This window comes from Bradyrhizobium sp. SZCCHNR1015, from assembly GCF_032489875.1.
In the GTDB taxonomy this organism is placed as follows: domain Bacteria; phylum Pseudomonadota; class Alphaproteobacteria; order Rhizobiales; family Xanthobacteraceae; genus Bradyrhizobium.
In genome coordinates, this window is the sequence record NZ_JAUEYW010000010.1 from 67843 (window position 1) to 88429 (window position 20587).

The window sequence follows — 20587 nt, forward strand, 5'->3', positions numbered from 1 at the left end:
GAACAAGTGTCGCAGTTCTGCGACATGTTGGCTGCGATTCGACAGTCGCGGCGCGTTCATCGCTCGAGCCCGAGCCGCTTCATCTTCCGGTGCAGGGTGGCGCGCGACATGTCGAGCTCCTTCGCCGCCTTCGAGACGTTGCCGCCGGCGCGCGCCAGCGCGCGCTTCAGCACGGCGCGCTCGGCGGCGTCGATGTCGTCGCCACCGGTGGTCGTGTCCTTGATCAGGTCGCCGGCCGGCACCGGGCGCGCCAGCGCGGACGGAGACAGGTTGAGCGCCCGCCGCGCCGCCCGTGTGGCACCGATGACGAGGTCGTTGCGATCGACCGCCAGCAGCGAGTTGATCTCGCGCTCGCTGTCCGGCGTCAGCACGATGCGGGCGTGTGGAAAGGCCTGGCGGAAATTCTCCGCCTCGATCAGCCGCGCGGCATCCGCGACGGTGGTCGCGATCAGCCGACTGAAGCCTTCGGTCAGATCAGCACGGCAGGAGGAGACGTCGAGCGCGGCCTTGAGCTGGCCATGCTCGTCGAAGATCGGCGCCGTGGTACAGAACAGGCGCGCGTTGCGCGACAGGTAGTGCTGGTCGCGGTCGATGGTCAGCGGCCGCTTCTCGACCAGGCAGGTGCCGATCGCGTTGGTGCCCTCGTGCCGCTCGCTCCACACCGCGCCGGTCCACAGGCCCCAGGATTCGAAGGTGGCGTCGTCGCCGCGCGCGCCGCGGCGCTCGAGCACGGTGCCCTCGGCATCGGCCAACAGCACCGAGCAGCCGACGCCCCCGACCGCCAGGAACAGCCGGTCGAGGCTCGCTTGCGCGATCGCGAGCAGCCGCCCGAGCCGGGCGCGCGCATCAGCGATCTCGGCGGCCGTCAGCCGGGCCGGCAGCTTCGGCGTGGCGGGATCGAGCGCATGGAGGTGGCCGGAGCGCCGCCATGAGGCCGCGAGCGCCGAGACCGCCGGCGCGCCTCTGTCGGCTCTGTGATCGGCCTTGCCGTCAGCGTCAGCCTTCGCATCCCCCTTGGCCAAGGCCTCCAGGATGCGATCCGAATGGGCATTCCCGGGCGAACGCCCCATGTCCCTCCTCCCGGCTTTCCTGCCGCGATTGGCGCAGCTTACAATCAGATTAGCGCAACTACAGCACCGCCGTTTGACCGGCGTCAAGGAACGGGGACTGGAGCGCCCTCTCCCCTTGGGTGTGGCAATTGCCTCCGCCCTTATGCCCGGATGACTACGGGGGTGTCGCAACGCTGCGACACTCCGTTGGCCGAACTGGGCCAGGCGCCCTGAAAGGACGCCGGTGCCTTAAAGCGCATTAATCCCCATTCCGGATGGTTCCCGCACGCGCTTCGCACCGATGAACGTCATTGCCGGTCCAGCGAGGCAACCACGAGAGGGAAACATGCGCCTATCCTTTGCGGCAATACGCTCCATCCAGACCAAGATTGCCTTGATCGCCGGCTTCTGCCTCGCGCTCACCTGCGTCATCCTGATCGGCTACGGCCTGTTCTCGACGCAGAGCATGAACCAGTACGTCAACCACGAGGTCATGCAGCTGGTCGATCGCCAGACCAAGGAGAGCCTGATGAATCGGGCCTCCACCGAGGCCAACGTCATCAAGGCCGAGCTGGAGGTCGGGTTCGACGCGGCGCGCACGCTGGCGCAGTCCTTTGCGGTTCTGGCCGATGCCAAGACCGGGACCGCCGCGAGCGCACGCCGCGCGCAGCTCAACGCCGTGCTGCGGCGTGTCCTGGAGCTCAATCCCGCCTTCAACGGCACCTACTCGGCCTGGGAGCCCGATGCGCTCGACGGCAACGATAGCACCTTCAAGGCCAACAAGGAGATGGGCTCCGATCACACCGGCCGCTTTCTCCCCTACTGGACGCGAAGCGCCGGCGGCGCGATCGCCGTGCAGCCGCTGGTCGAGTACGACAGCAGCGAGCGCCATCAGAATGGCCTCGTGAAGGGCGCCTGGTACATCAACCCGAGCACTACCGGGAAGGAGAACATTCTCGGGCCGCTGCCCTACATCGTCCAGGGCAAGCCGGTGTTCCTGGCCACGATGTCGGTGCCCGTCATGATCAACGGCAAATTCCGCGGCGTTGCGGGCGCCGACTACAATCTGGACTTCGTGCAGAGGCTGGCGGTCAAGATCAACACCTCCCTGTTCGACGGCAAGGGCAAGGTCGTGATCCTGAACGACACCGGCCTCGTCGTCGCCGACAGCGCCAATCAGAACGTCATCGGCAAGCCCGCCGCCGAGGCCGACCCGCGCTGGACCGACAGCGCTGCCATCGTCCGCACCGGCAAGGGTACCGTTCTGGACGAGCCCAACAATTCGAACGTCGACATCTACGCCCCGATCACCTTCGGGCTCACCGACACGCCCTGGTCGGTCGTGATCTCCATCCCGCGCGACGTGGTTCTCGCCTCGGCACGGCAGCTCGACGCTTCGCTCAGCGGCCGCTCGACCAGCAACACGCTGTGGCAGCTCGGAGTCGGAACGGTGATCACGGCGCTTGCGATCTTCCTCATCTGGGTGGCGGCACGGGGCATTGCCCGTCCGATCCGGGATTGCGCCGTATTCGCCGATGGCATCGCCAAAGGCGACTTCAACCAGACCCTGACCATCGAGCAGGCGGATGAGGTCGGCGCCCTCGCCACCTCCCTGAAGGCGATGCAGGGCGACCTGAAGCAGAGCATCGCGCAGCGCGCCGAGGACCAGGCGGCCGCCGACGCCCAGCGGCGCCACGCGATGAACGCGATGGCGGATCAGTTCGAGGCGTCGGTCGGCGGCATCGTCGAAACCGTGTCGGCCGCCTCGGGCACGCTGGAGACGTCGGCCGGATCGTTGAGCGCGACCGCGGAGCGGGCGCAGTCGCTCGCGACCACGGTCGCTGTCGCCTCGGAACAAGCGTCGACCAACGTGCAGTCCGTGGCGTCCGCCACCGAGGAGATGGCCTCCTCGGTGACCGAGATCAGCCGCCAGGTGCAGCAATCCGCGCGCATGGCCAACGAAGCCGTGACGCAGGCACGCTCCACCACCGGACGGGTCGGCGAGCTCTCGAAGGCGGCGGCGCGCATCGGCGACGTCGTCGAGCTCATCAACAGCATCGCCGGCCAGACCAACCTGCTCGCCCTCAATGCCACCATCGAGGCGGCGCGGGCGGGCGATGCCGGACGCGGCTTTGCCGTGGTCGCCACCGAGGTCAAGGCGCTCGCCGAGCAGACCGCGAAGGCGACCGGGGACATCGGCCAGCAGATCGCGGGCATCCAGACCGCCACTCAGGAGTCCGTCGGCGCGATCCGCGAGATCAGCGAGACCATCGAAAGGCTGTCGGAGATCTCGGCCACCATCGCCGCCGCCGTCGAGCAACAGGGCGCGGCGACGCAGGAGATCTCGCGCAACGTCCAGCAGGCGGCCCAGGGCACGCAGCAGGTCTCGTCGAACATCACCGACGTGCAGCGCGGCGCCAGCAACACCGGGACGGCGTCATCCGAGGTGCTGTCCGCGGCCAAGCTGCTGTCGCGCGACAGCGGCCGACTGAGGGAGGAGGTCGGCAAGTTCCTGACCTCGGTGCGTGCCAGCTGAACGCCGACCGACAAAAGCGAAAAGGCCGCCTGGATGATCCAGGCGGCCTTTATCGTGTTGGATGCGATGCGTCCGCCGCTGATCTCAGCGGCCGCCGCGCGACAGCATCTCGAAGCGGTAGTTGACGCCGATCATCGCCGTGTGGAGCTGGGTCTTCTGGCTGACGACGTTCGGCCCGCCGGTGATCGCGGCGGCGCCCGGCAGCGTGCCGGTCACCGTGCCGAAATCGGCGTAATCATACTCGGCGAAGGCCGACCAGTTGCGCGCGAACATCCACTCGACGCCGGCGCCGACCGTCCAGCCGCTGCGGTTGAACGCCACGCTGGCGGACTGTCCGGTGGCGGTGTTGACGACCGAAACATTGGTCCGTGTCCACGCCGCGCCACCGCGCACATAGGCCAGGATCTCAGGCGTCACGAGATAGCCTGCACGCACCGTGGCGGTGTAGAGGTTGCTGGTTCGCGTGTTCATCGTCAGCGCCGGTCCGAGCTGGCTCGACGCGTTGATGATGCCGAGATCGGCCATCGCCTGGATGCCGACGACGAAGCGGTCCGTTTGGTAGTCGCAACCGAGCTGCAGGCCGCCGACGACGTCGCTGCCATTGCTGGAGATGGCGGTCGGAATCTGCACGGCCGCGACGGGCAGCGGCGCCACGTTGCCACCGCCGGCCACCGGCGGCGGATTCTGCGCCGGCGGATTGCCATTGTTGCCCTGGGGCGGCGGGTTCGGTTGACCGCCGCCATTGTTCGGCGGCGGATTCTTCGGCGGCCAGGGCTTGTCCGGATGATGCGGCCATCCGCCATGATGGTAGTTGCCGCCCTGCTGCTGCCAATGATCCTTGTCGGGCTGCTTGTCGCCATAGCCGCCCTTGCCGTCGTCATTGTCGTGCGGCTTGCCGCCCCAGCCGTAGCCGCCATGCTTGTCGTCGTTCCGGTCGTCCGGCTTCATCCAGGCGTAGCTGTCACGCTCGCTCTTCATCGGCTGCTTCGACCAGCCGAAACCAAGCGGCTTGTCGGTGCCGTCGTCCTTCTTCCCACCCCAGCCGGAAGCCGGCTTGTCGTGATCGTCCTGCCGATCACGGTGCAGCCAAGCCGATCGGTCGGAGTAGCCGCTCGAATGCAGCTGCGACCAGCCGCTCGACTTGCCATGGTCGTCGTCGTGAGGCTTGTCGAACCAGCCGCTGCCATATTTGACGTCGTTGTAATTGTCGTCCTTGTTCTTGGATGGAGCCGACGGCCAGGAAGACTTGTTGTCGCCGCCTTTCGATCCAACCTGTGGCCAATGATGACCACCGTCGTGATCGGGCTTGTAGGACGGCTTGTCGTTCGGCCAGCCGTGATCCTTGTCGCCATGATACTGCTTGCCGGGCTGCCACCAGCCCTTGTCGTTGCGCTCGCAGATCGGAGGCTTGCCCGGCGGCTTATGCGGCGGCGGCTTCCATCCGCCGTTGTTCCCGCCGGGGTTGTTCGGCGGCGGCGGGTTCGGCGCGGGGTTTGCAACCACAGGCGGCTTGACCACCGGCGGGTTGTTTGCGTTGCCGACGGGCTGCTGCACGGGCTGAACCGGCGCGGCGGCGGCATTGGCGACCTGGCTCCACGTCTGCTGCTGACGCGACCAGGCCATCCCGGCGTTCGCGCCGGCATGGCAGCCACTCCACCTGTAGGCGAAGACGTCGGGCGGCGGGAGCGGGGGAGGCAAGGCGAGATCAGTCGCCCAGACCGATGTCGTACTTCCTGCGAAAGTAGATAGGCAAAGGCATACGCCAAATACGCGACGCATCGAACTCACAACTCCTGAACACGTGCCGCAACAAACGGCGGCCGCATCAGGAGGGTGAGATTGTGTCGCGAACTGAATTGAAAAATGTCATTCAGAAGGAATGCAGATCGCGACGCCGACGCGATCGAAATTCGGCTTTGACTGTTGCACGCAAGATGCAGGATTCTGGCAAAATGAAGCAGCGCGCGACACGATTGCGACAAACGGCGCGACACGCGATGCCGCAGCGGCTCATGAGTTCGTAGTAGACGAACGTCCGCACCGAACTCACAGCAAGCGCAGAGCGCGCTCGGCGGCATGCGTCCTGATCGCGCGCACCTCGCGATCGTCGGCCTTCACATCAACCACACGCTCCGATTGCACTACAGCGAAGAGGGCGGCACTTGGTCTGTGCGGTCGCCTTCGCCGTCGACGCGCCGACGCTCGGCTATCCATGCGCGCCGACAAGTCCTGCCCGTGGTTTAGCCGCTATTGCGCGGCCCGCGCGACGTCATCGATCGGAAGAGAAAGCGGCAAAGGCCGCCGCGATCGCACCGAATGAGGCGGACCTTCGTCGACGTCGGGGCAATTCATCGGAGCAGCGCGCCGCGAAACATCCATGATTGCGGCCGGATGTGGCGCGGCGGCGCGCGGCAGATTTCGTGTCATGCCATAGGCATCACGGATTGCGCCGCGAGAACGAGATGGCATAGGCGCCGTTGCGGATGTCGATCATCGGATCGTCGGAGGCCTCGATGCCGTCGGTGAGCTGGCCCGGCAGGAACAGCAGCTTCTTCTGCGCGGCGTCACTGTCTTCGACCGCCTTGTCGATCGTCAGCTCGCCGAGCTCGACCAGCTTGCGATCGTCGGGCCAGGCCTTTGCCGGGTCCCTGGTGTCGTCGCCGGCCGCGGCGAGCTGCGCCTTGAAGCGGAACGTCACCGGCCCCTGCTTCAGCCGCGCCGGCAGCTCGGCCATCAGGAAGTCCGGCGCGCGTTTCGCCGCGTCCTCCTTGTCGATATGCACGACCTTCTCCGGCAGCATCTGCCAGCGCACCGCCTGCTTCTCGCCGGCCTTGTTGACGAGGACGAAGGCGTTGACGCCGAAATAGGCCTCGTCGGCAAGACTGTCCGGCGTCGCGATGGTGCCGAGCGCCGTCGGCACCGAGGGATGGCTGGCGATGAACTGCTCGAGCCTGGTCGGCTTGGCCGCACTCGGTCCGGAGTCCGCGATCGCCAGGAACAAATCGCGTAACTCCGCCCCCGTCGAGACAGGGAAGAATTTCAGCGAGTTGATCACGAGGTCCATGTCGCTGCCGTCGGCGAGATGAAACTTCACCGCCATGCCGTGCGGATTGGCGTCGCCGGAGCCGTCCGGCAGGTTCGGCACGCCAGTGGAGTCCGAGAACCGCACCGTGACCGGAACCTCGCCGCCGCTGAACAGCGACGCCTTGCTCAAGGTCGCCGCCTCGGCCGACGGCTTGAACTTGCCCTCGACGACGACGCCCTTGGCGTGATTGGCGCGAAAGCCGGCGTACACGCCGAACACCTTGTTCATCGCATTGACGAGCTGCTCCTCGACCGGCGGCTCCTGCGCGAGGGCAGCGGCCGGCAACGCGAGGGCAATCCCGGCCAGCGCGGCAACGAGTGTGCGTGTCGTCATGAGCGGCGTCCTCCTTGTATGAGGGATGCAGCATAGCAGCATGAATTGACGCGCGAGCGACTTTCGAGCGCGGCCGATGGGCGCCCCTCACCGCATGATCCACCTTGCCGTCTGACAGGAGCCATTACGCCCCGTCACCCGCTCCTTGCGGCGAGATGGCGAATGTCTCTATTGTAGTCGCGCGTGTCCGGTCTGCCTCCCTCCGCGGTGCGGATCGGGGGATCGTGCCCCCTCCGACCCTGACGCCGGACGGCGCGCCCACGACGGAGTTTCAACTGTGTCCGCACCGGAAAGCTTTCCCATCGACAGGATCCACGTCCCCGACAAGAAGCGCAAGGCGCTGAGGCAGGACGCGGTCGACGCGCTGGCCGAAAGCATTTTGGAGGCCGGCCAGCGCGAGCCGATCCTCGTCCGCCGCGACAAGGACCATTTTGTCCTGGTCGAAGGTCTGCACCGCCTCGAAGCCTGCAAGGCCCTCGGCGAAAGCGCCATCATGGGTCTGCTGATCTCCGCCGAGGAAGCCCGCCAGCGCGAGCTGCCACCGCCGCCGGTCGATCCGGAGCGCGAGAAGATGGAGCGGCTGCGCAAGCTGCGGCTGGAGAAGGAGGAAGCGGAGAAGCTCGCAACGGCCCCGAGAGGCGTCTCGGGCGCCCATGCCGCGACGCGCCCGCGCGGGCCGACCGAGACGACGAACCGGAGCAACAGGACTGCCACCGCGAAGCCATCGCGCCCCGGACAAGGATCGTCGCCCCGGACCTTGTCGGATTGGATCAAGCAACAAGAGCGCAGCGGCGGGCGATACTGACGGTTTCAACGCGCGAGTGCCCCCCGGCCTCGGTCTGATTGAGCGGCAGTCCGTCTGGCGGATCAGCGCAGCGTGATCCGCCGCCTCGCGTCGCAGTTCAGCACAGTCACGTCCATCCCCGCACATGCGCGCAGCAGCGCTGGACCCCGGCCCGCGCAGGGGCAGTTTGACGCGCCTCTCGCGGCGATCCGTGGGGAACGCGCCCCGTGGCCATACGTTGCCGACACTCGCGGGAACGAAATCCGCAAAGCCGGCGCGGCGTTGCCGTGCAGCCAAGCCGACCCGCGTCCTTCAACCGGCACAACCCAGCCTCGACAATGAATTGGAGCCCCTGATGCGAGCAACCATCGTTGCACTCTCCGCCATCCTTCTCGTCAGCTCCGTCGGAGCCTCGGCGGCGCCGATGGCCGTCGCGGCAGATGAGGGCGAAGCGGCTGCTTCTCCGATGCGCCTTGCGCAGCGGGATCACGGCAACGGAGACGGTCGCTGGCAGCACGAGCAAAGACGTCACGGCTATCGCGGCCACGACGGACGGCGTCACGGTCCTCCTGCCGGCTGGCACCGCTATCGCTTCCGCCCGCACGACCATCACCGCCGGGGCTGCATGCAGATCGGACCGGCCTGGTTCTGCCCGTAGGCGCCGCGTGTCCGTCCCGCACGTTGCTCCGCGGAGGACAGTGCTGGACGGGCTAGGCAACTCCGATCACGCCCGTCCGACTCAGCGCGATGCGACGGGCGCGGCAAGCACTGCGAGCATGCCAATGGCAGCGACGTTGGCCGCCACGTCCCTCCGTCGCAGCCGCCTTCGGCTGAAAGAGCCTATTCTCGGAGCTGTCGCCGCGTTCGCGGCGCAAATGGCGCGGCCGACTGGACGGCGGCGAGGTCGCGATCGCCGGCAGGCGCATCTTCATCCCTCCGCCCGCCCCGCCGTTAGCACGTCTTTAGGCGATGTCCGCCTTCATCAGGTCGCGCAGCGCTTTCGGTATCGGCTGCGCCCTGCCGCCGCTGATGAACGCGACTCTCACGTCGGCCTTGACGAGCACCTCCTCGCCGCGCCTGACCTCCTGCGCCAGCGTGATCGACGCCCCCTTCACCGCCACGGGCCAGGTGACGACGTCGAGCACGTCGTCCATACGGGCCGGCCGCAGGAAGTCGAGCGTCATCGAGCGCACCACGAAGGCGAAACCCGGGGCTTCGCTTGCCGCCTCCGCGAACAGCGCGTGCTGCTCGGCGCCCATCAGCCTCAGGTGATTGGTACGGCCGCGCTCCATGAAACGAAGGTAGTTGGCGTGGTAGACGATGCCTGAGAAATCCGTGTCCTCGTAGTAGACGCGGACCTGCATGTGGTGACGGCCGTCGCGGATCTCGCCGTCGAGATGGTGATGGGTCAAGGGACGCCCTCGATAGCCGGAAATGGCGATCGTTTCGCCCAGTTCAACGGCCAGCGCAAGAGCAGGCTAGGACGTCACCTCGACGGGTTCCCTGCCGACGGTGACCAGCACGATTTCCGGCGGCATGCCGATCCGGACTGGCATGATGCTGCAGCCGAGGCCGCCGGAGACGATCACGTCGCATTGGGTGCGGATGTGGCCGTAGGCCAGATTGACGCCATTGCGCGCGGGAACGGCCGGCGACCAGCCGAGCAGGCGGATCTGGCCACCATGCGTATGCCCCGACAGTTGCAGCGCCACGCGCGGCGGCACCCGAAGCGCGACGTCGGGCTCGTGCGCCAGCAGAATGACCGGGGCGCTGTCCGTCACCTTGCGCAGCGTCCCTGCGAGATCATCGATGCCGATCCGCGGCATCGGCCGGAAGCGGCGCGCCGGCATGTAGGCCAACTGATCGCCGAGGCCGGCAAGCCAGAAGGCATGGCCGTTCTTCGTGAGACGCACGACGTCGTTCTCGTAGACGGGAATGCCGGCGGCCTCGAGCGCCTTCTGGGCATACGGCGCGCCGCGGCCGTCGCGCTGCACGGTTCGATCATCCCAATAATCATGATTGCCCAGGATGGCGTGCACGCCCAGCGGCGCCTTCAGGCCGCCGAGCACCGGCGCCCAGGCGGCGGCGTCGATGCGTCCGATGTGATGACGATGACCGGCGACGTAGTCGCCGAGCAGGACGATCAGATCCGGCTGCAGCGCGTTGGCACGCTGCACAATCCCGTCGATATGCACCAGCGACATCCAAGGATCGCAGGCATGGATATCGGCGATGGCCGCGATCTTCAGTCTCAGCCCAGCGGGCCAGTTGTGCGGATGGACGTGATAGTCGGTGACGCCGAGACGGAGCGGCTCGACGCCGACGCCATAGGTCGCAGTCGAAAAACCGGTCGCGGCAAGACCGCCTGAGAATGACAGAAAGCGACGGCGTGACAGCATCGATAAACTCCTCGCAGCGGCTCCCTTCTCCCTGATCATTGCAACCGATTTCGGGTGCGTCTGTGCAGATTGTCAGCAGTTTCGTTAATCATCGTCCTCATTGCCGAACAGGCCGAACTGGCTGGGATCGCGGTTCGGCTCGGCCAGGCCGAGATGCTTGAATGCGTGCGTGGTCAGCAGCCGGCCGCGCGGCGTGCGCTGCAGATAGCCGCATTGGATCAGATAGGGCTCGATGATGTCCTCGATCGCGTCGCGCGGCTCCGACAGCGCCGCCGCCATGGTCTCGACGCCGACCGGGCCGCCGCCGTAGTTCAGCGCGATGGTCGAGAGATAGCGCCGGTCCATCGCGTCCAGCCCGGCGGCATCGACCTCCAGCGCGCTCAGCGCGTGATCGGCGATGGCGCGATCGATCGCGTCCGCGTTTGCCGCCGAGGCGAAGTCACGCACACGGCGCAGCAGCCGGCCGGCGATGCGCGGGGTGCCGCGGGCGCGCCGCGCGATCTCGTTGGCGCCGTCCGCGGTCATGCCGACCCCGAGCACGCGGGCACCGCGCGTGACGATGCCTTCGAGCTCCTCGACGGTGTAGAAGTTCAGGCGGATCGGGATGCCGAAGCGGTCACGCAACGGATTGGTCAGCAGGCCCGCGCGGGTGGTGGCGCCGACCAGGGTGAACTTCGACAGATCGATCTTCACCGACCGCGCGGCCGGTCCCTCGCCGATGATGAGGTCGAGCTGGAAGTCCTCCATCGCGGGATAGAGCACCTCCTCGACCGCCGGGCTGAGACGATGGATCTCGTCGATGAACAGCACGTCGCGCTCTTCGAGATTGGTCAGCAGCGCCGCGAGATCGCCGGCCTTGGCGATGACCGGACCCGAGGTAGCGCGGAAGCCGACACCTAGCTCGCGCGCCACGATCTGCGCCAAGGTCGTCTTGCCGAGGCCGGGCGGGCCGACGAACAGCACATGGTCGAGCGCCTCGCCGCGCTTGCGCGCCGCCTCGATGAAGATCGACAGATTGGCGCGCGCCTGCTGCTGGCCGACGAACTCCGACAGCTGCTGCGGACGCAGCGCGGTGTCGCCGACATCATCGGAGCGCCGCTCCGGACTGACCATGCGCGCAGGCGGCTTCATTCGTTGCCGCGCCTGTACTTGTTCGGCAGCAGCTCGCCGATGGTCACCGCCGCAGGCCCCTTGCCGTTCGACGGCACGATGACGCGCGCCTTGGCATCATAGTCGTGGATCAGCTCGCGGCAGGTGCCGCAGGGCGAGACCACGGCGACCTCGCCGGGCTCGCCGGGCTTGGGATGGCGCACCGCGACGATGGTCTCGATGCCGTGGTCGCCGTGCTCCGTGATGGCGCGGCCGATCGCGATGGCCTCGGCGCAGACGGCGTTGCGGCCGAGATAGGCATCGATGTTGACGCCCGTGATGATGCGGCCGTCGCGCGTGCGCATGGCTGCGCCGACCTCCTGCCAATCGTTGCGATAGCGGCTCTTCACCGCTGATGCGGCCGCCTCGATCAGCTCCTTGTCCTTCTTGCTCACCATGGTGAAGATCGTTGTCCTTCTGCTCGCCCGGTGCGGCGACCTACTTCGCCAGCTCCTTGAGGCCGAGGCGGATGAGTTGGGCGGTCTCGGCCTTGTCGCCGGCCGTACGCGAGGCGGCGGCGATGGCGGCGGCCGCCTGCGGCTGGCCGTAGCCGAGATTGATGAGCGCCGAAATCGCGTCCGCAATCGGCTGCGGCGCGCGGGACTCCTCGATCGCGCCGGACAGCCGGACCACGCCGGGATCGACATCGGCGAACGCCGGCGCCTTGTCCTTCAGCTCGGTCACGATGCGCTCGGCGACCTTCGGACCGACGCCCGGCGTGCGCGCCACCGCGGCCTTGTCGCGCAGCGCAATGGCGTTGGCGAGATCGGCCGGCGGCAGAGTGCCGAGGACGGCGAGCGCGACCTTGGCGCCGACGCCCTGCACAGTCTGCAAAAGGCGAAACCATTCCCGTTCGACATCCGAGCGAAAACCGAACAGCTTGATCTGGTCCTCGCGCACATAGGTCTCGATCGACAATGTGGCGGCTTCACCGGGCGACGGCAAGGCCTGCAAGGTGCGCGCCGAGCAGTGCACCTGGTAGCCGACGCCGCCGACATCGAGGATGACGAAGTCCTCGGCATAGGAGTCGATCAGCCCCTTCAGCTTGCCGATCATAGCCCGGCCACCTTCATGCGCAGCGCCTGGCCCTGGCGGTGATGGGCATGGGTGATCGCAATCGCGAGCGCGTCCGCCGCGTCGGCCGACGGCGGCTCGGCCTTCGGCAGCAGGATCTTCAGCATCACCGCGATCTGGCCCTTGTCGGCGTGCCCGGCGCCGACCACGGTCTTCTTGACCTGGTTGGGGGCGTATTCGGCGACCGAAATTCCGAACATCGCTGGCGCCAGCATCGCGATGCCGCGAGCCTGGCCGAGCTTCAGGGTGGCGACGCCGTCCTTGTTGACGAAGGTCTGCTCGACCGCCGCCTCCAGCGGCTGGAAGTCATTCAGGACCTTGGCAAGACCCTCGTGGATGGCGAGAAGTCTGTTCGCCAGCGGCAGGTCGTCCGGCGGCTCGACCGAGCCGCAGCCGACATAGATCAGGCGGTTGCCCTCGCTCTCGATCACGCCCCAGCCGGTGCGGCGGAGGCCAGGATCGATCCCGATGATGCGGACGGCTGCGCGAATCGGCTGGGCTTTCATGGGTTCAGAGATAGCCTTGCGCCGCACCGATGGAAACATAAACGGAACGCACGAATGACGTGGTCAAGCGTCCGTCAACCGCCCATCTTCGCCATCAGCGCGTCCGAAATCTCGAAATTGGCGTAGACGTTCTGGACGTCGTCGTGCTCGTTCAGGAGGTCCATCAGCTTCAACAGCTTCTCGCCGGTCTCGTCGTCGACCGCCACCGTGTTCTGCGGCTTCCAGGTCAACGCCGCCTTGCGCGGCTCGCCGAACTTGGCCTCGAGGTTCTTGGCGACCTCGTGGAAACTGTCCGGCGAGGCATAGACCTCGTGGCCGCCCTCGCCCGAGATCACGTCATCCGCGCCGGCCTCGATCGCGGCGTCCAGCACCGCGTCGTCAGAGGCGACGCTGCGGTCGAACTCGATGATCCCGACGCGGTCGAACATGAACGAGACCGAACCCGTTTCGCCGAGATTGCCGCCGGACTTGGTGAAATAGGAGCGAATGTCGGAGGCGGCGCGGTTGCGGTTGTCGGTCAGCGCCTCGACGATGACGGCGACGCCGCCCGGGCCATAGCCCTCGTAGCGGATCTCGGCATAATTGTCGCCCTCGCCGCCGAGCGCCTTCTTGATGGCCCGCTCGATATTGTCCTTGGGCATGTTCTCGGCCCGGGCGGCGACCACGGCGGCGCGCAGCCGCGGGTTCATCGCCGGGTCGGGCGTGCCGAGCTTGGCGGCGACGGTGATTTCGCGCGCCAGCTTGCCGAACAGCTTGGACTTCATCGCATCCTGCCGGCCCTTGCGATGCATGATGTTCTTGAATTGGGAATGGCCGGCCATGCGAGGTCTCTTGCAATCGTAGGGGATCAATGAGGGAAGCGCGGCCTTATAGGCCGGGAATCGGCAAAATCAAAGATTTGAGGTGGATTCTGCGGTGGCTGCCCCCTTCGGGAAGCCGGCCGGGTGCCCTGCAGCATAAGCCAATGTTAACCATGGCTTCACAGTCAAGTGCAACGATCCCGCCCCTCTGCACCGTTTCACCCGCACCGGGGCCCACCCCATGGCGTTTGGTTTCCTTGCAAGACGACCCTCTGCGCCCGATCCGGTGGCCGAACCGAAGCCGGTGGCCGCGCCGGAGCCGCCGACGTCGTCGGATGCCGATTCGGCCAAGGCCATCCTCGACCTGCTGGAGCTGGAACTCGGCGGCATGATTCGTCAGCTCGAGCGCGCCGCCGATGCGGTCGCCAGCGGCGCCGAGGCGACGGCGGGGACGCTGACGGACATTCGCCAGCGCGCCGATGCGCTGAGCGGGCGCAGCAGCGCCGCGCAAGGAACGGCGGCGACGTTCGCCCACGCCGCGGAGAAGGTGACCCAGTCCGCCCACGGTATCCGTGCCCAGGTCCAGGACGCCGGCCAGCTCGCCGACCAGGCCAGCGCCGCCGCCACGGAAGCCCAGGCCAACGTCGACCGCCTGCGCGAATCCTCGGCGGCGATCGGCAACGTCGTCAACCTGATCTCCCAGATCGCGCGCCAGACCACCCTGCTCGCGCTCAACTCGACCATCGAGGCCGCCCGCGCCGGCGAGGCCGGCCGCGGCTTCGCGGTGGTCGCGACCGAGGTCAAGGCCCTCGCCGTGCAGACCCAGAACGCGACCGAGGAGATCACGCGCAAGATCGAGGCACTGCAGAAGGACGCCGCCGGCTCGGCCGACGCCGTCCACCGCATCGCCCAGGCGATCGAGGCGATCCGCCCCGTCTTCACCAACGTCAACGGCGCCGTCGCCGAACAGAACCAGACCACCGGCGAGATGTCGAACAATGCGGCCCAGGCCTCGCAGTTCATATCCTCGGTGGTCGACAGCGCCGCCGACATCGGCAGCGCCACCCAGCAGGCCGAGAGCTATGGCGAGCGCGTCACGAACGCCGGGCGCGCCGTGACCATGTACGCCCAGAAGCTGAAGGCGCGCTGCGCCGTGCTGCTGCGGCAGGGCGATCGGCCCGTGCGCAGCGGCAGCGAGCGTCTGCCCTGTCACCTCAAGCTCGCGATCAAGTCGGGCGCACGTACGATCGATGCGCCGGTCTATGAGATTTCCAACGACGGCCTTCTGATCACCGGCCCAGATGCCAGCCGCCTGCCCGTGAACGAGCGTCTCGACGCCGTGCTGGAGGACGTCGGTCCGTGCCGCCTGCGCGTCACCGAGCAGGTCAAGGCCGGCGCCCAGGCGCGGTTCGATGCGCCAAGTGCCGAACTGCGCGAGAAGATCGAGGACAAGCTCTGGGCGCTGCACGAGGAGAACAACGAGTTCGTCACCCGCGCCATGGAAGCCGGCACCGAGCTGAACCGGATGTTCGAGAGCGCCGTCGCGCGCGGCGAGGTCACGATCGAGGACATGTTCGACACCAACTATGTCGAGATCCCCGGCACCAATCCGCAGCAGCATCGCAGCCGGATCCTCGACTGGGCCGAGCGCGCGCTGCCTGCGTTCCAGGAGGCCTTCCTGGCCAAGGATCAGCGCTTGGCGTTCTGCGTCGCGATCGACCGCAACGGCTATCTGCCGGTGCACAACAAGATCTATTCGCATCCGCAGCGGCCGGGCGATGTCGCCTTCAATACCGCCAACAGCCGCAACCGCCGCATCTTCAACGATCCGGCCGGGCTCGCGGCCGGGCGCAACCAGCGGCCCTATCTGATCCAGAGCTACGCGCGCGACATGGGCAACGGCAACACCATCATGATGCGCGAAATCGACGTACCGATCCGCGTCCGCGGCCGGCACTGGGGCGGCTTCCGCACCGCCTACAAATTGTGAGCCAAGCGGCGATTTTCTGATCCTATCAAGCCCGGGAGTCTGGACATGTCGGTCGCGCAACGCGCCATTCTGGAAAGTCACGACGCGCGCACCGGCGCCGAGCGGCTGATCGACGAGATCGCCGACCGCATCGGCGGCCTCGGCGTCGAGCTCGCCGACGTCGCCGGCAACGTCCAGGAGGTCGCCAACCGCGTCAGCTACCAGTCGCAGCGGTTCGGGCATCTGCAGGCCACGGCCAAGACCATGGTCGCGGCCAATCACGACATCGCCACCGCCTCGCAGGCGGTGCAATCGGCCACGACCGCCGCGGTCGGCGACATCACCCAGTCGCGCAACGTGGTCGACACCGCGGTGCGGCACATCGCCGAACTGGTCGAGTCCGTCGAGCGCATCGAGCAGCGGCTCGGCTCGGTCGGCGATGCGCTGTCGCAGGTCGCCAAGGTCTCGGTGGCGATCGAGGCGATCGCCAAGCAGACCAACCTGCTGGCGCTCAACGCCACCATCGAGGCCGCGCGCGCCGGCAGCGCCGGCCGCGGCTTTGCTGTCGTCGCGAGCGAGGTGAAGTCGCTCGCCGAGGCGACGCGCCAAGCCACCCAGGAGATCGGCGATACCCTGCGCGGGCTCGACTCGCAGGTGAAGAGCCTGCTCGGCGAGAGCGGCCAGGCCTCGTCGCGCGCCAAGACAGCGGGTGAAGGCGCCCAGCAGATCGGCGGCATCATCGTCCGCGTCCAGGACGGCTTCACCAGCGTCGGCCAGGAGATCGACGGCGTGGCGAAGGCCGCGACCTCCAACCTCGCGCATTGCGACGCCGTGATCAGCGAGCTCAACGAGCTCGCCAAGGGCGTTGACCAGTCCTCGGTCGAGCTCAAGCAGGCCGACAGCCGCATCGCCAAGCTGCTCGATCATTCCGAGGCGCTGATCGGGCTGATCGCCGAAAGCGGCGTACAGACCACGGACGCGCCGCTGATCAAGACCGTCGTCGACACCGCCCGGCAGATCTCGGCGACCTTCGAGGCGGCGATCGATCGCGGCGAGATCACGCTCGCCGACCTGATGGACGAGACCTATCGCGAGATCCCCGGCACCAATCCCAAGCAGTACATGACGCGCTACGTCGAGTTCACCGACCGCGTGCTGCCCGCGATCCAGGACCCGATCCAGGGCAGCGACCCGCGCATCGTGTTCTGCGTCGCCTGGGCGCGCGGCGGCTATCTGCCGACGCACAATCCGAACTACCGCAGGCCGCAGGGGCCCGATCCGGTCTGGAACAACGCCAACTGCCGCAACCGCCGGCTGTTCGACGACCGCGCGGTGAAGAAGGTCGCCGCCGCCAGCAACAAGCCGTTTCTGCTCCAGACCTACCGCCGCGACATGGGCGGCGGGCAGTTCGTGCTGATGAAGGACCTGTCCGCGCCGATCGTCATCAAGGGGCGGCATTGGGGCGCGTTCCGGATGGGCTTTCGCCTCAAGGCCTGACGCAGCCTCTCATCCTCCCCAGAACGCCGGCCTCGTCTGCGACAGCCGGCCGCCGATCCGCACCGGCGCGACCTTGATCGCAAGCCCGGTGCCGTTGTCGGTCTCGACCGCCACCCCGCTCAACGTCGCCTCGCCCGTCGCCGGCTCGAACCGCGCCGACGGGATGCCCGACTGGAAGCGCCGCAACGGCTCGTCCTTCTGCATGCCGATGATGGAATCGTAATCGCCGGTCATGCCGGCATCGGTCATGTAGGCAGTGCCGCCAGGCAGGATCTGGTGATCGGCCGTTGGCACATGCGTATGGGTGCCGACGACGAGGCTGGCGCGGCCGTCGCAGAAATAGCCCATGCCCTGCTTCTCGCTGGAGGCCTCGCAATGCACGTCGACCACAACAGCATCCGCCGCCTCGCGCAACGGGCAGGCGCCGAGCTCGCGCCCCAGTGCCGCGAACGGATCGTCGAACGGCGTCATGAACACGCGACCGAGCACGTTGACCACCAGCGCGCGGGCGCCGTTCTTGGCATCGATCAGCGCGGCGCCACGACCGGGCGTGCCCGCCGGATAGTTCGCGGGGCGTACCAGGCGCGGCGCGCGCTCGATGAACACCAGCGCCTCGCGCTGATCCCAGGAGTGGTTGCCGAGCGTGACCGCGTCGGCGCCGGCATCGACCAGCTCCTGATAGATCGCCTCGGTGATGCCGAACCCGCCGGCCGCGTTCTCGCCATTGACGATGACGAGATCGAGCGCCCAATCGCGGATCAAGCCTGGAAGGTGGTCCGAGACGGCGCTCCGGCCGGCCCGGCCGACGACGTCGCCGACGAAGAGAATTCGCAACTCAATTGCTCCGGAAATCCAAGGTCTCGCGCTCGGTTAGCACATAATCCAGCGCCGCGTCGTGGGCCAAGGCCGGGACGGCCTCGGTTTCCTGCACGGCAAAGCCGAGGCCGACGCCGATGAGATGATGTGTCTTCCGCAGGTGCGAAAAGGTGTAGTCGTAGTAGCCGCCGCCATAGCCGATGCGATGGCCGGTGCGGTCGAAAGCGGCGAGCGGGACCAGCATCACGTCCGGCACCAGCTCGGCCGCGACCGGCGACGGCTCCGGGATGCCGAGCGAGCCCAATGTCAGCCGATCGCCCGGCGACCACGCCCGGAAGGAGAGCGAATGGCCGCGTGCCAGGATGACCGGCAGCGCCAACCGCGCGCCCTTTGCCGCCAGCACGCGCATCAGTGGCACCGGATCGAGCTCGTTGCGAATCGGCGCATAGCCCGAGACAACCTGGCCCGGCTCCAGCGCGAAGGGCAGCCCGCGCACCGCGATGGCCTCGGCGGCGGCGCTGCGCGCCTCGTCGCTCAGCGCGTCGCGCGCGGCCAGCGCTGCAGCCCGCAGCTGCTGCTTGGTGTGCTGGGCGGCCTTCATCGGCATGCGGCGGGACCTCCGTCAAGAGCTCGCGGACGCGGGCACTCCAACGTTCTCAGAAACGCAGCAGGTCGGCAATCAAGGGGACAGACTCGAAGGGGACAGGGGAGAGAGACAGGCGCGAAGCCGCAATCGCCGTTGAAACGCTCGATCCCGGAGTTCCCTACGAAAGTAGGTGGGCACCATATGTCCAGGTCCACGGACCTGGCCAGGGACAGTTCCCTAAAGGATCGATAAGGCCCCGGGGATATGTTGGTTCCGGACGCGCGTCGCAGCTTCGCCGAGGCAATGTAACCATGGCGGGGTGATTTTGCCAGCGGTCGAGGCGGATAAGGCAATAGCGGTCCTCCTAGCCGGTGTCGTCGCCTGGCTCGCCGCCTCCGCTGAAGCTCCGGCGCGCCCTGGGTGCCGGCGCGCCGCGTCGAACGGGAAGACGGCACCGGGCGCCGCGGTACGCCGAGGCAACAGTAGCGGAGTCCGGCAGGCCACGGCGATGGCCCGCTTGCGGGCGATGACGGTTGTGGGATGGCGACGGCTGGGCCGATCACTGCGGGGGAGATCAATAAAGCGCTGATCGTCAATCAGGGACACGGCTTCGCCTCCTCGCGGCGCTGATCGCGTCCGAGCTGTTCTTTTCGATCACCCTCCGTGAACAGAGGGCACAGGGAAGGCCGGGCGTCGGCTGACGCCCGTGGCCCGCCTGCTCAAAAAATGCAGGCGGCAGGTACCACAGGTGCAGCCGGACACGCCCGGCCTTCCCTGCGCGACGGTTGGAACGGCTGCTTCGCGATCTCCCTGGTGCGCCGGGCTTGTTGGCCACCATGCTCTGCGCGACGCCTCAAGCGTCGTCGCAAAGGTAACACCAGCATCGGGGTGTCAGGACCACGCGACTTGACCGTACGTGCATCGCCGTTCGTCCGCGCGATCAACTCACGCTGCGGCAATCCACGCCCATCGCATCCCACTGCCAACGTCTCGTGACGGTCGCGACACGCCCCTCATGCGGCAGCAGGACGAGCGGAAGCATCCGCCTGATTTGCCCGACGAGACAAGTGACGCAGCCTGCGACATCGTAACGCGACGGGCAGTTTGCGCAGGGCGCGTATGCGCGGATTGCCCGTCGTGCGGCAGAGGAAAGCAGTTGGCGGAGAGGCATCCATCCGGCGAGGGTGCGAGACGCAACCAAATAGCGGCGGGCTTGGCGACGGCGGAGGTCATCGCGCCTCTTCAATCCCAATCGTCATCCACATCAATGCCAGCCATCCCTCTCATCTCCGGCATTGCCGTCATCATCACCGCCCTCCTCGCCGCATCACGGCGCTCCCGCGGCAGCGCATAGTCTTGCCACGATTCAGGCCCATCGACTGGGAGCTGAGGTTGTGGCAGATCGTGCCCACATCCGAATGCCCCGTATCGTACGTTGGAGTCCTGGCATGCGCTTCAATCTCACAACTGTCACGGCCGCGTGCGCGCTGCTGATTGTGTCGGCTGGAGCGGGCCTCGCCGCCGACGTCAAGATCCATCGCGTCGCGATCCAGGTCGATCAGAACGATCCGGCGATCATGAATCTGGCGCTCAACAACGCCACCAACATCATGGAGACGTTCAAGGAGAAGGGCGAGGAGGTCGAGATCGAGCTCGTCACCTATGGACCCGGGCTGAACATGCTGCGCGAGGATACCTCGCCGGTGAAGGACCGGCTCAAGCAGATCGCCGAGCTGAGCTTTCCCGCCAAGATCAAATTCTCCGCCTGCAACATCACCAAGCGCGGCATGGAGAAACGCGAAGGACATCCGATTGCGATCGTCGCCGAAGCGAGCCTGGTGCCCTCGGGCGCAGTGAGGCTGATGGAATTGCAGGAGAGCGGCTGGAGCTACCTGAAACCTTAAGTAGTTCTTGCCCCAAAACTGCCAGGTTTAGGGCTCATTGAGATACGATCTTGGATTGATCTGTGTCATCAGTCTGCTCGGGGGAATGGCGAGCAGACGC

Annotated in this window: 18 protein-coding genes and 1 other RNA gene; 6 read left to right on the forward strand and 13 right to left on the reverse strand. The window is 67.1% G+C overall.

The window, feature by feature from the left end:
- Positions 1–56 precede the first annotated feature (56 nt).
- Positions 57–1070 carry a helix-turn-helix domain-containing protein gene (locus QX128_RS17990; RefSeq protein ID WP_316238123.1) on the reverse strand — a complete coding sequence of 338 codons (1014 nt, stop codon included), beginning with the start codon at positions 1068–1070 and terminating at the stop codon, positions 57–59.
- A gap of 325 nt (positions 1071–1395) precedes the next feature.
- Here QX128_RS17990 and QX128_RS17995 point away from each other — a divergent pair, with 325 nt between their 5' ends.
- The gene (locus QX128_RS17995; protein WP_316238124.1) at positions 1396–3585 is read left to right on the forward strand and encodes a methyl-accepting chemotaxis protein; all 2190 of its coding nucleotides are present in this window, start codon (positions 1396–1398) and stop codon (positions 3583–3585) included.
- An 84-nt stretch (positions 3586–3669) separates the two neighbouring features.
- Here the strand turns inward: QX128_RS17995 and QX128_RS18000 are convergent, their stop codons facing one another.
- Positions 3670–5208, reverse strand: a complete 1539-nt coding sequence (locus tag QX128_RS18000; protein WP_316238125.1) for an outer membrane protein — start codon at positions 5206–5208, stop codon at positions 3670–3672.
- An 814-nt stretch (positions 5209–6022) separates the two neighbouring features.
- Complete coding sequence (locus QX128_RS18005; protein ID WP_316238126.1) at positions 6023–7003, reverse strand: catalase family peroxidase; 981 nt, start codon at positions 7001–7003, stop codon at positions 6023–6025.
- A gap of 277 nt (positions 7004–7280) precedes the next feature.
- Here QX128_RS18005 and QX128_RS18010 point away from each other — a divergent pair, with 277 nt between their 5' ends.
- Both QX128_RS18010 and QX128_RS18015 read left to right on the forward strand, forming a co-directional pair.
- A complete protein-coding gene (locus QX128_RS18010; protein ID WP_315804803.1) occupies positions 7281–7808 on the forward strand; it encodes a ParB N-terminal domain-containing protein in 528 nt (175 codons plus the stop codon).
- Positions 7809–8142: 334 nt separating this feature from the next.
- Complete coding sequence (locus QX128_RS18015; protein ID WP_316238127.1) at positions 8143–8445, forward strand: hypothetical protein; 303 nt, start codon at positions 8143–8145, stop codon at positions 8443–8445.
- Positions 8446–8749: 304 nt separating this feature from the next.
- Here QX128_RS18015 and ybgC read toward each other — a convergent pair whose 3' ends face one another.
- The 7 genes from ybgC to QX128_RS18050 all read right to left on the reverse strand — a co-directional run bounded on the left by ybgC (position 8750) and on the right by QX128_RS18050 (position 13736).
- Complete coding sequence (ybgC, locus tag QX128_RS18020) at positions 8750–9199, reverse strand: tol-pal system-associated acyl-CoA thioesterase (protein ID WP_316216520.1); 450 nt, start codon at positions 9197–9199, stop codon at positions 8750–8752.
- A 66-nt stretch (positions 9200–9265) separates the two neighbouring features.
- Entirely contained in the window at positions 9266–10186 is a 921-nt protein-coding gene (locus QX128_RS18025; protein WP_316238128.1) for a metallophosphoesterase, read from the reverse strand.
- 84 nt (positions 10187–10270) lie between these two features.
- Positions 10271–11317 carry a Holliday junction branch migration DNA helicase RuvB gene (gene ruvB / locus QX128_RS18030; protein ID WP_315804799.1) on the reverse strand — a complete coding sequence of 349 codons (1047 nt, stop codon included), beginning with the start codon at positions 11315–11317 and terminating at the stop codon, positions 10271–10273.
- Positions 11314–11733 carry a cytidine deaminase gene (locus QX128_RS18035; protein WP_015664393.1) on the reverse strand — a complete coding sequence of 140 codons (420 nt, stop codon included), beginning with the start codon at positions 11731–11733 and terminating at the stop codon, positions 11314–11316. The genes ruvB and QX128_RS18035 overlap by 4 nt, the downstream gene beginning before the upstream one ends.
- Before the next feature lie 40 nt (positions 11734–11773).
- On the reverse strand, positions 11774–12391 hold the full coding sequence (gene ruvA / locus QX128_RS18040) for a Holliday junction branch migration protein RuvA (protein WP_315804797.1): 618 nt from the start codon (positions 12389–12391) through the stop codon (positions 11774–11776).
- On the reverse strand, positions 12388–12915 hold the full coding sequence (ruvC, locus tag QX128_RS18045; RefSeq protein ID WP_012046730.1) for a crossover junction endodeoxyribonuclease RuvC: 528 nt from the start codon (positions 12913–12915) through the stop codon (positions 12388–12390). The genes ruvA and ruvC overlap by 4 nt, the downstream gene beginning before the upstream one ends.
- Positions 12916–12989: 74 nt before the next feature.
- Entirely contained in the window at positions 12990–13736 is a 747-nt protein-coding gene (locus QX128_RS18050; RefSeq protein ID WP_315804796.1) for a YebC/PmpR family DNA-binding transcriptional regulator, read from the reverse strand.
- Between the two features lie 220 nt (positions 13737–13956).
- Here QX128_RS18050 and QX128_RS18055 point away from each other — a divergent pair, with 220 nt between their 5' ends.
- Positions 13957–15705, forward strand: a complete 1749-nt coding sequence (locus QX128_RS18055) for a methyl-accepting chemotaxis protein (protein ID WP_316238129.1) — start codon at positions 13957–13959, stop codon at positions 15703–15705.
- Positions 15706–15750: 45 nt separating this feature from the next.
- A complete protein-coding gene (locus QX128_RS18060; RefSeq protein WP_316177348.1) occupies positions 15751–17181 on the forward strand; it encodes a methyl-accepting chemotaxis protein in 1431 nt (476 codons plus the stop codon).
- Positions 17182–17190: 9 nt separating this feature from the next.
- Here QX128_RS18060 and QX128_RS18065 read toward each other — a convergent pair whose 3' ends face one another.
- The 3 genes from QX128_RS18065 to ssrS form a co-directional block, all read right to left on the reverse strand.
- A complete protein-coding gene (locus tag QX128_RS18065; RefSeq protein WP_316238130.1) occupies positions 17191–18015 on the reverse strand; it encodes a TIGR00282 family metallophosphoesterase in 825 nt (274 codons plus the stop codon).
- Between the two features lies 1 nt (position 18016).
- Entirely contained in the window at positions 18017–18598 is a 582-nt protein-coding gene (locus QX128_RS18070; RefSeq protein ID WP_316238216.1) for a 5-formyltetrahydrofolate cyclo-ligase, read from the reverse strand.
- Positions 18599–18717: 119 nt separating this feature from the next.
- Positions 18718–18879, reverse strand: a non-coding RNA gene (gene ssrS, locus QX128_RS18075) — 6S RNA.
- A gap of 1152 nt (positions 18880–20031) precedes the next feature.
- On the opposite strand from ssrS, the gene QX128_RS18080 reads away from it, so the two are divergent.
- Positions 20032–20487 (forward strand): DsrE family protein, encoded by a 456-nt coding sequence (locus QX128_RS18080; protein ID WP_316238131.1) that lies wholly within the window; start codon positions 20032–20034, stop codon positions 20485–20487.
- The last annotated feature ends 100 nt before the right edge of the window (positions 20488–20587 follow it).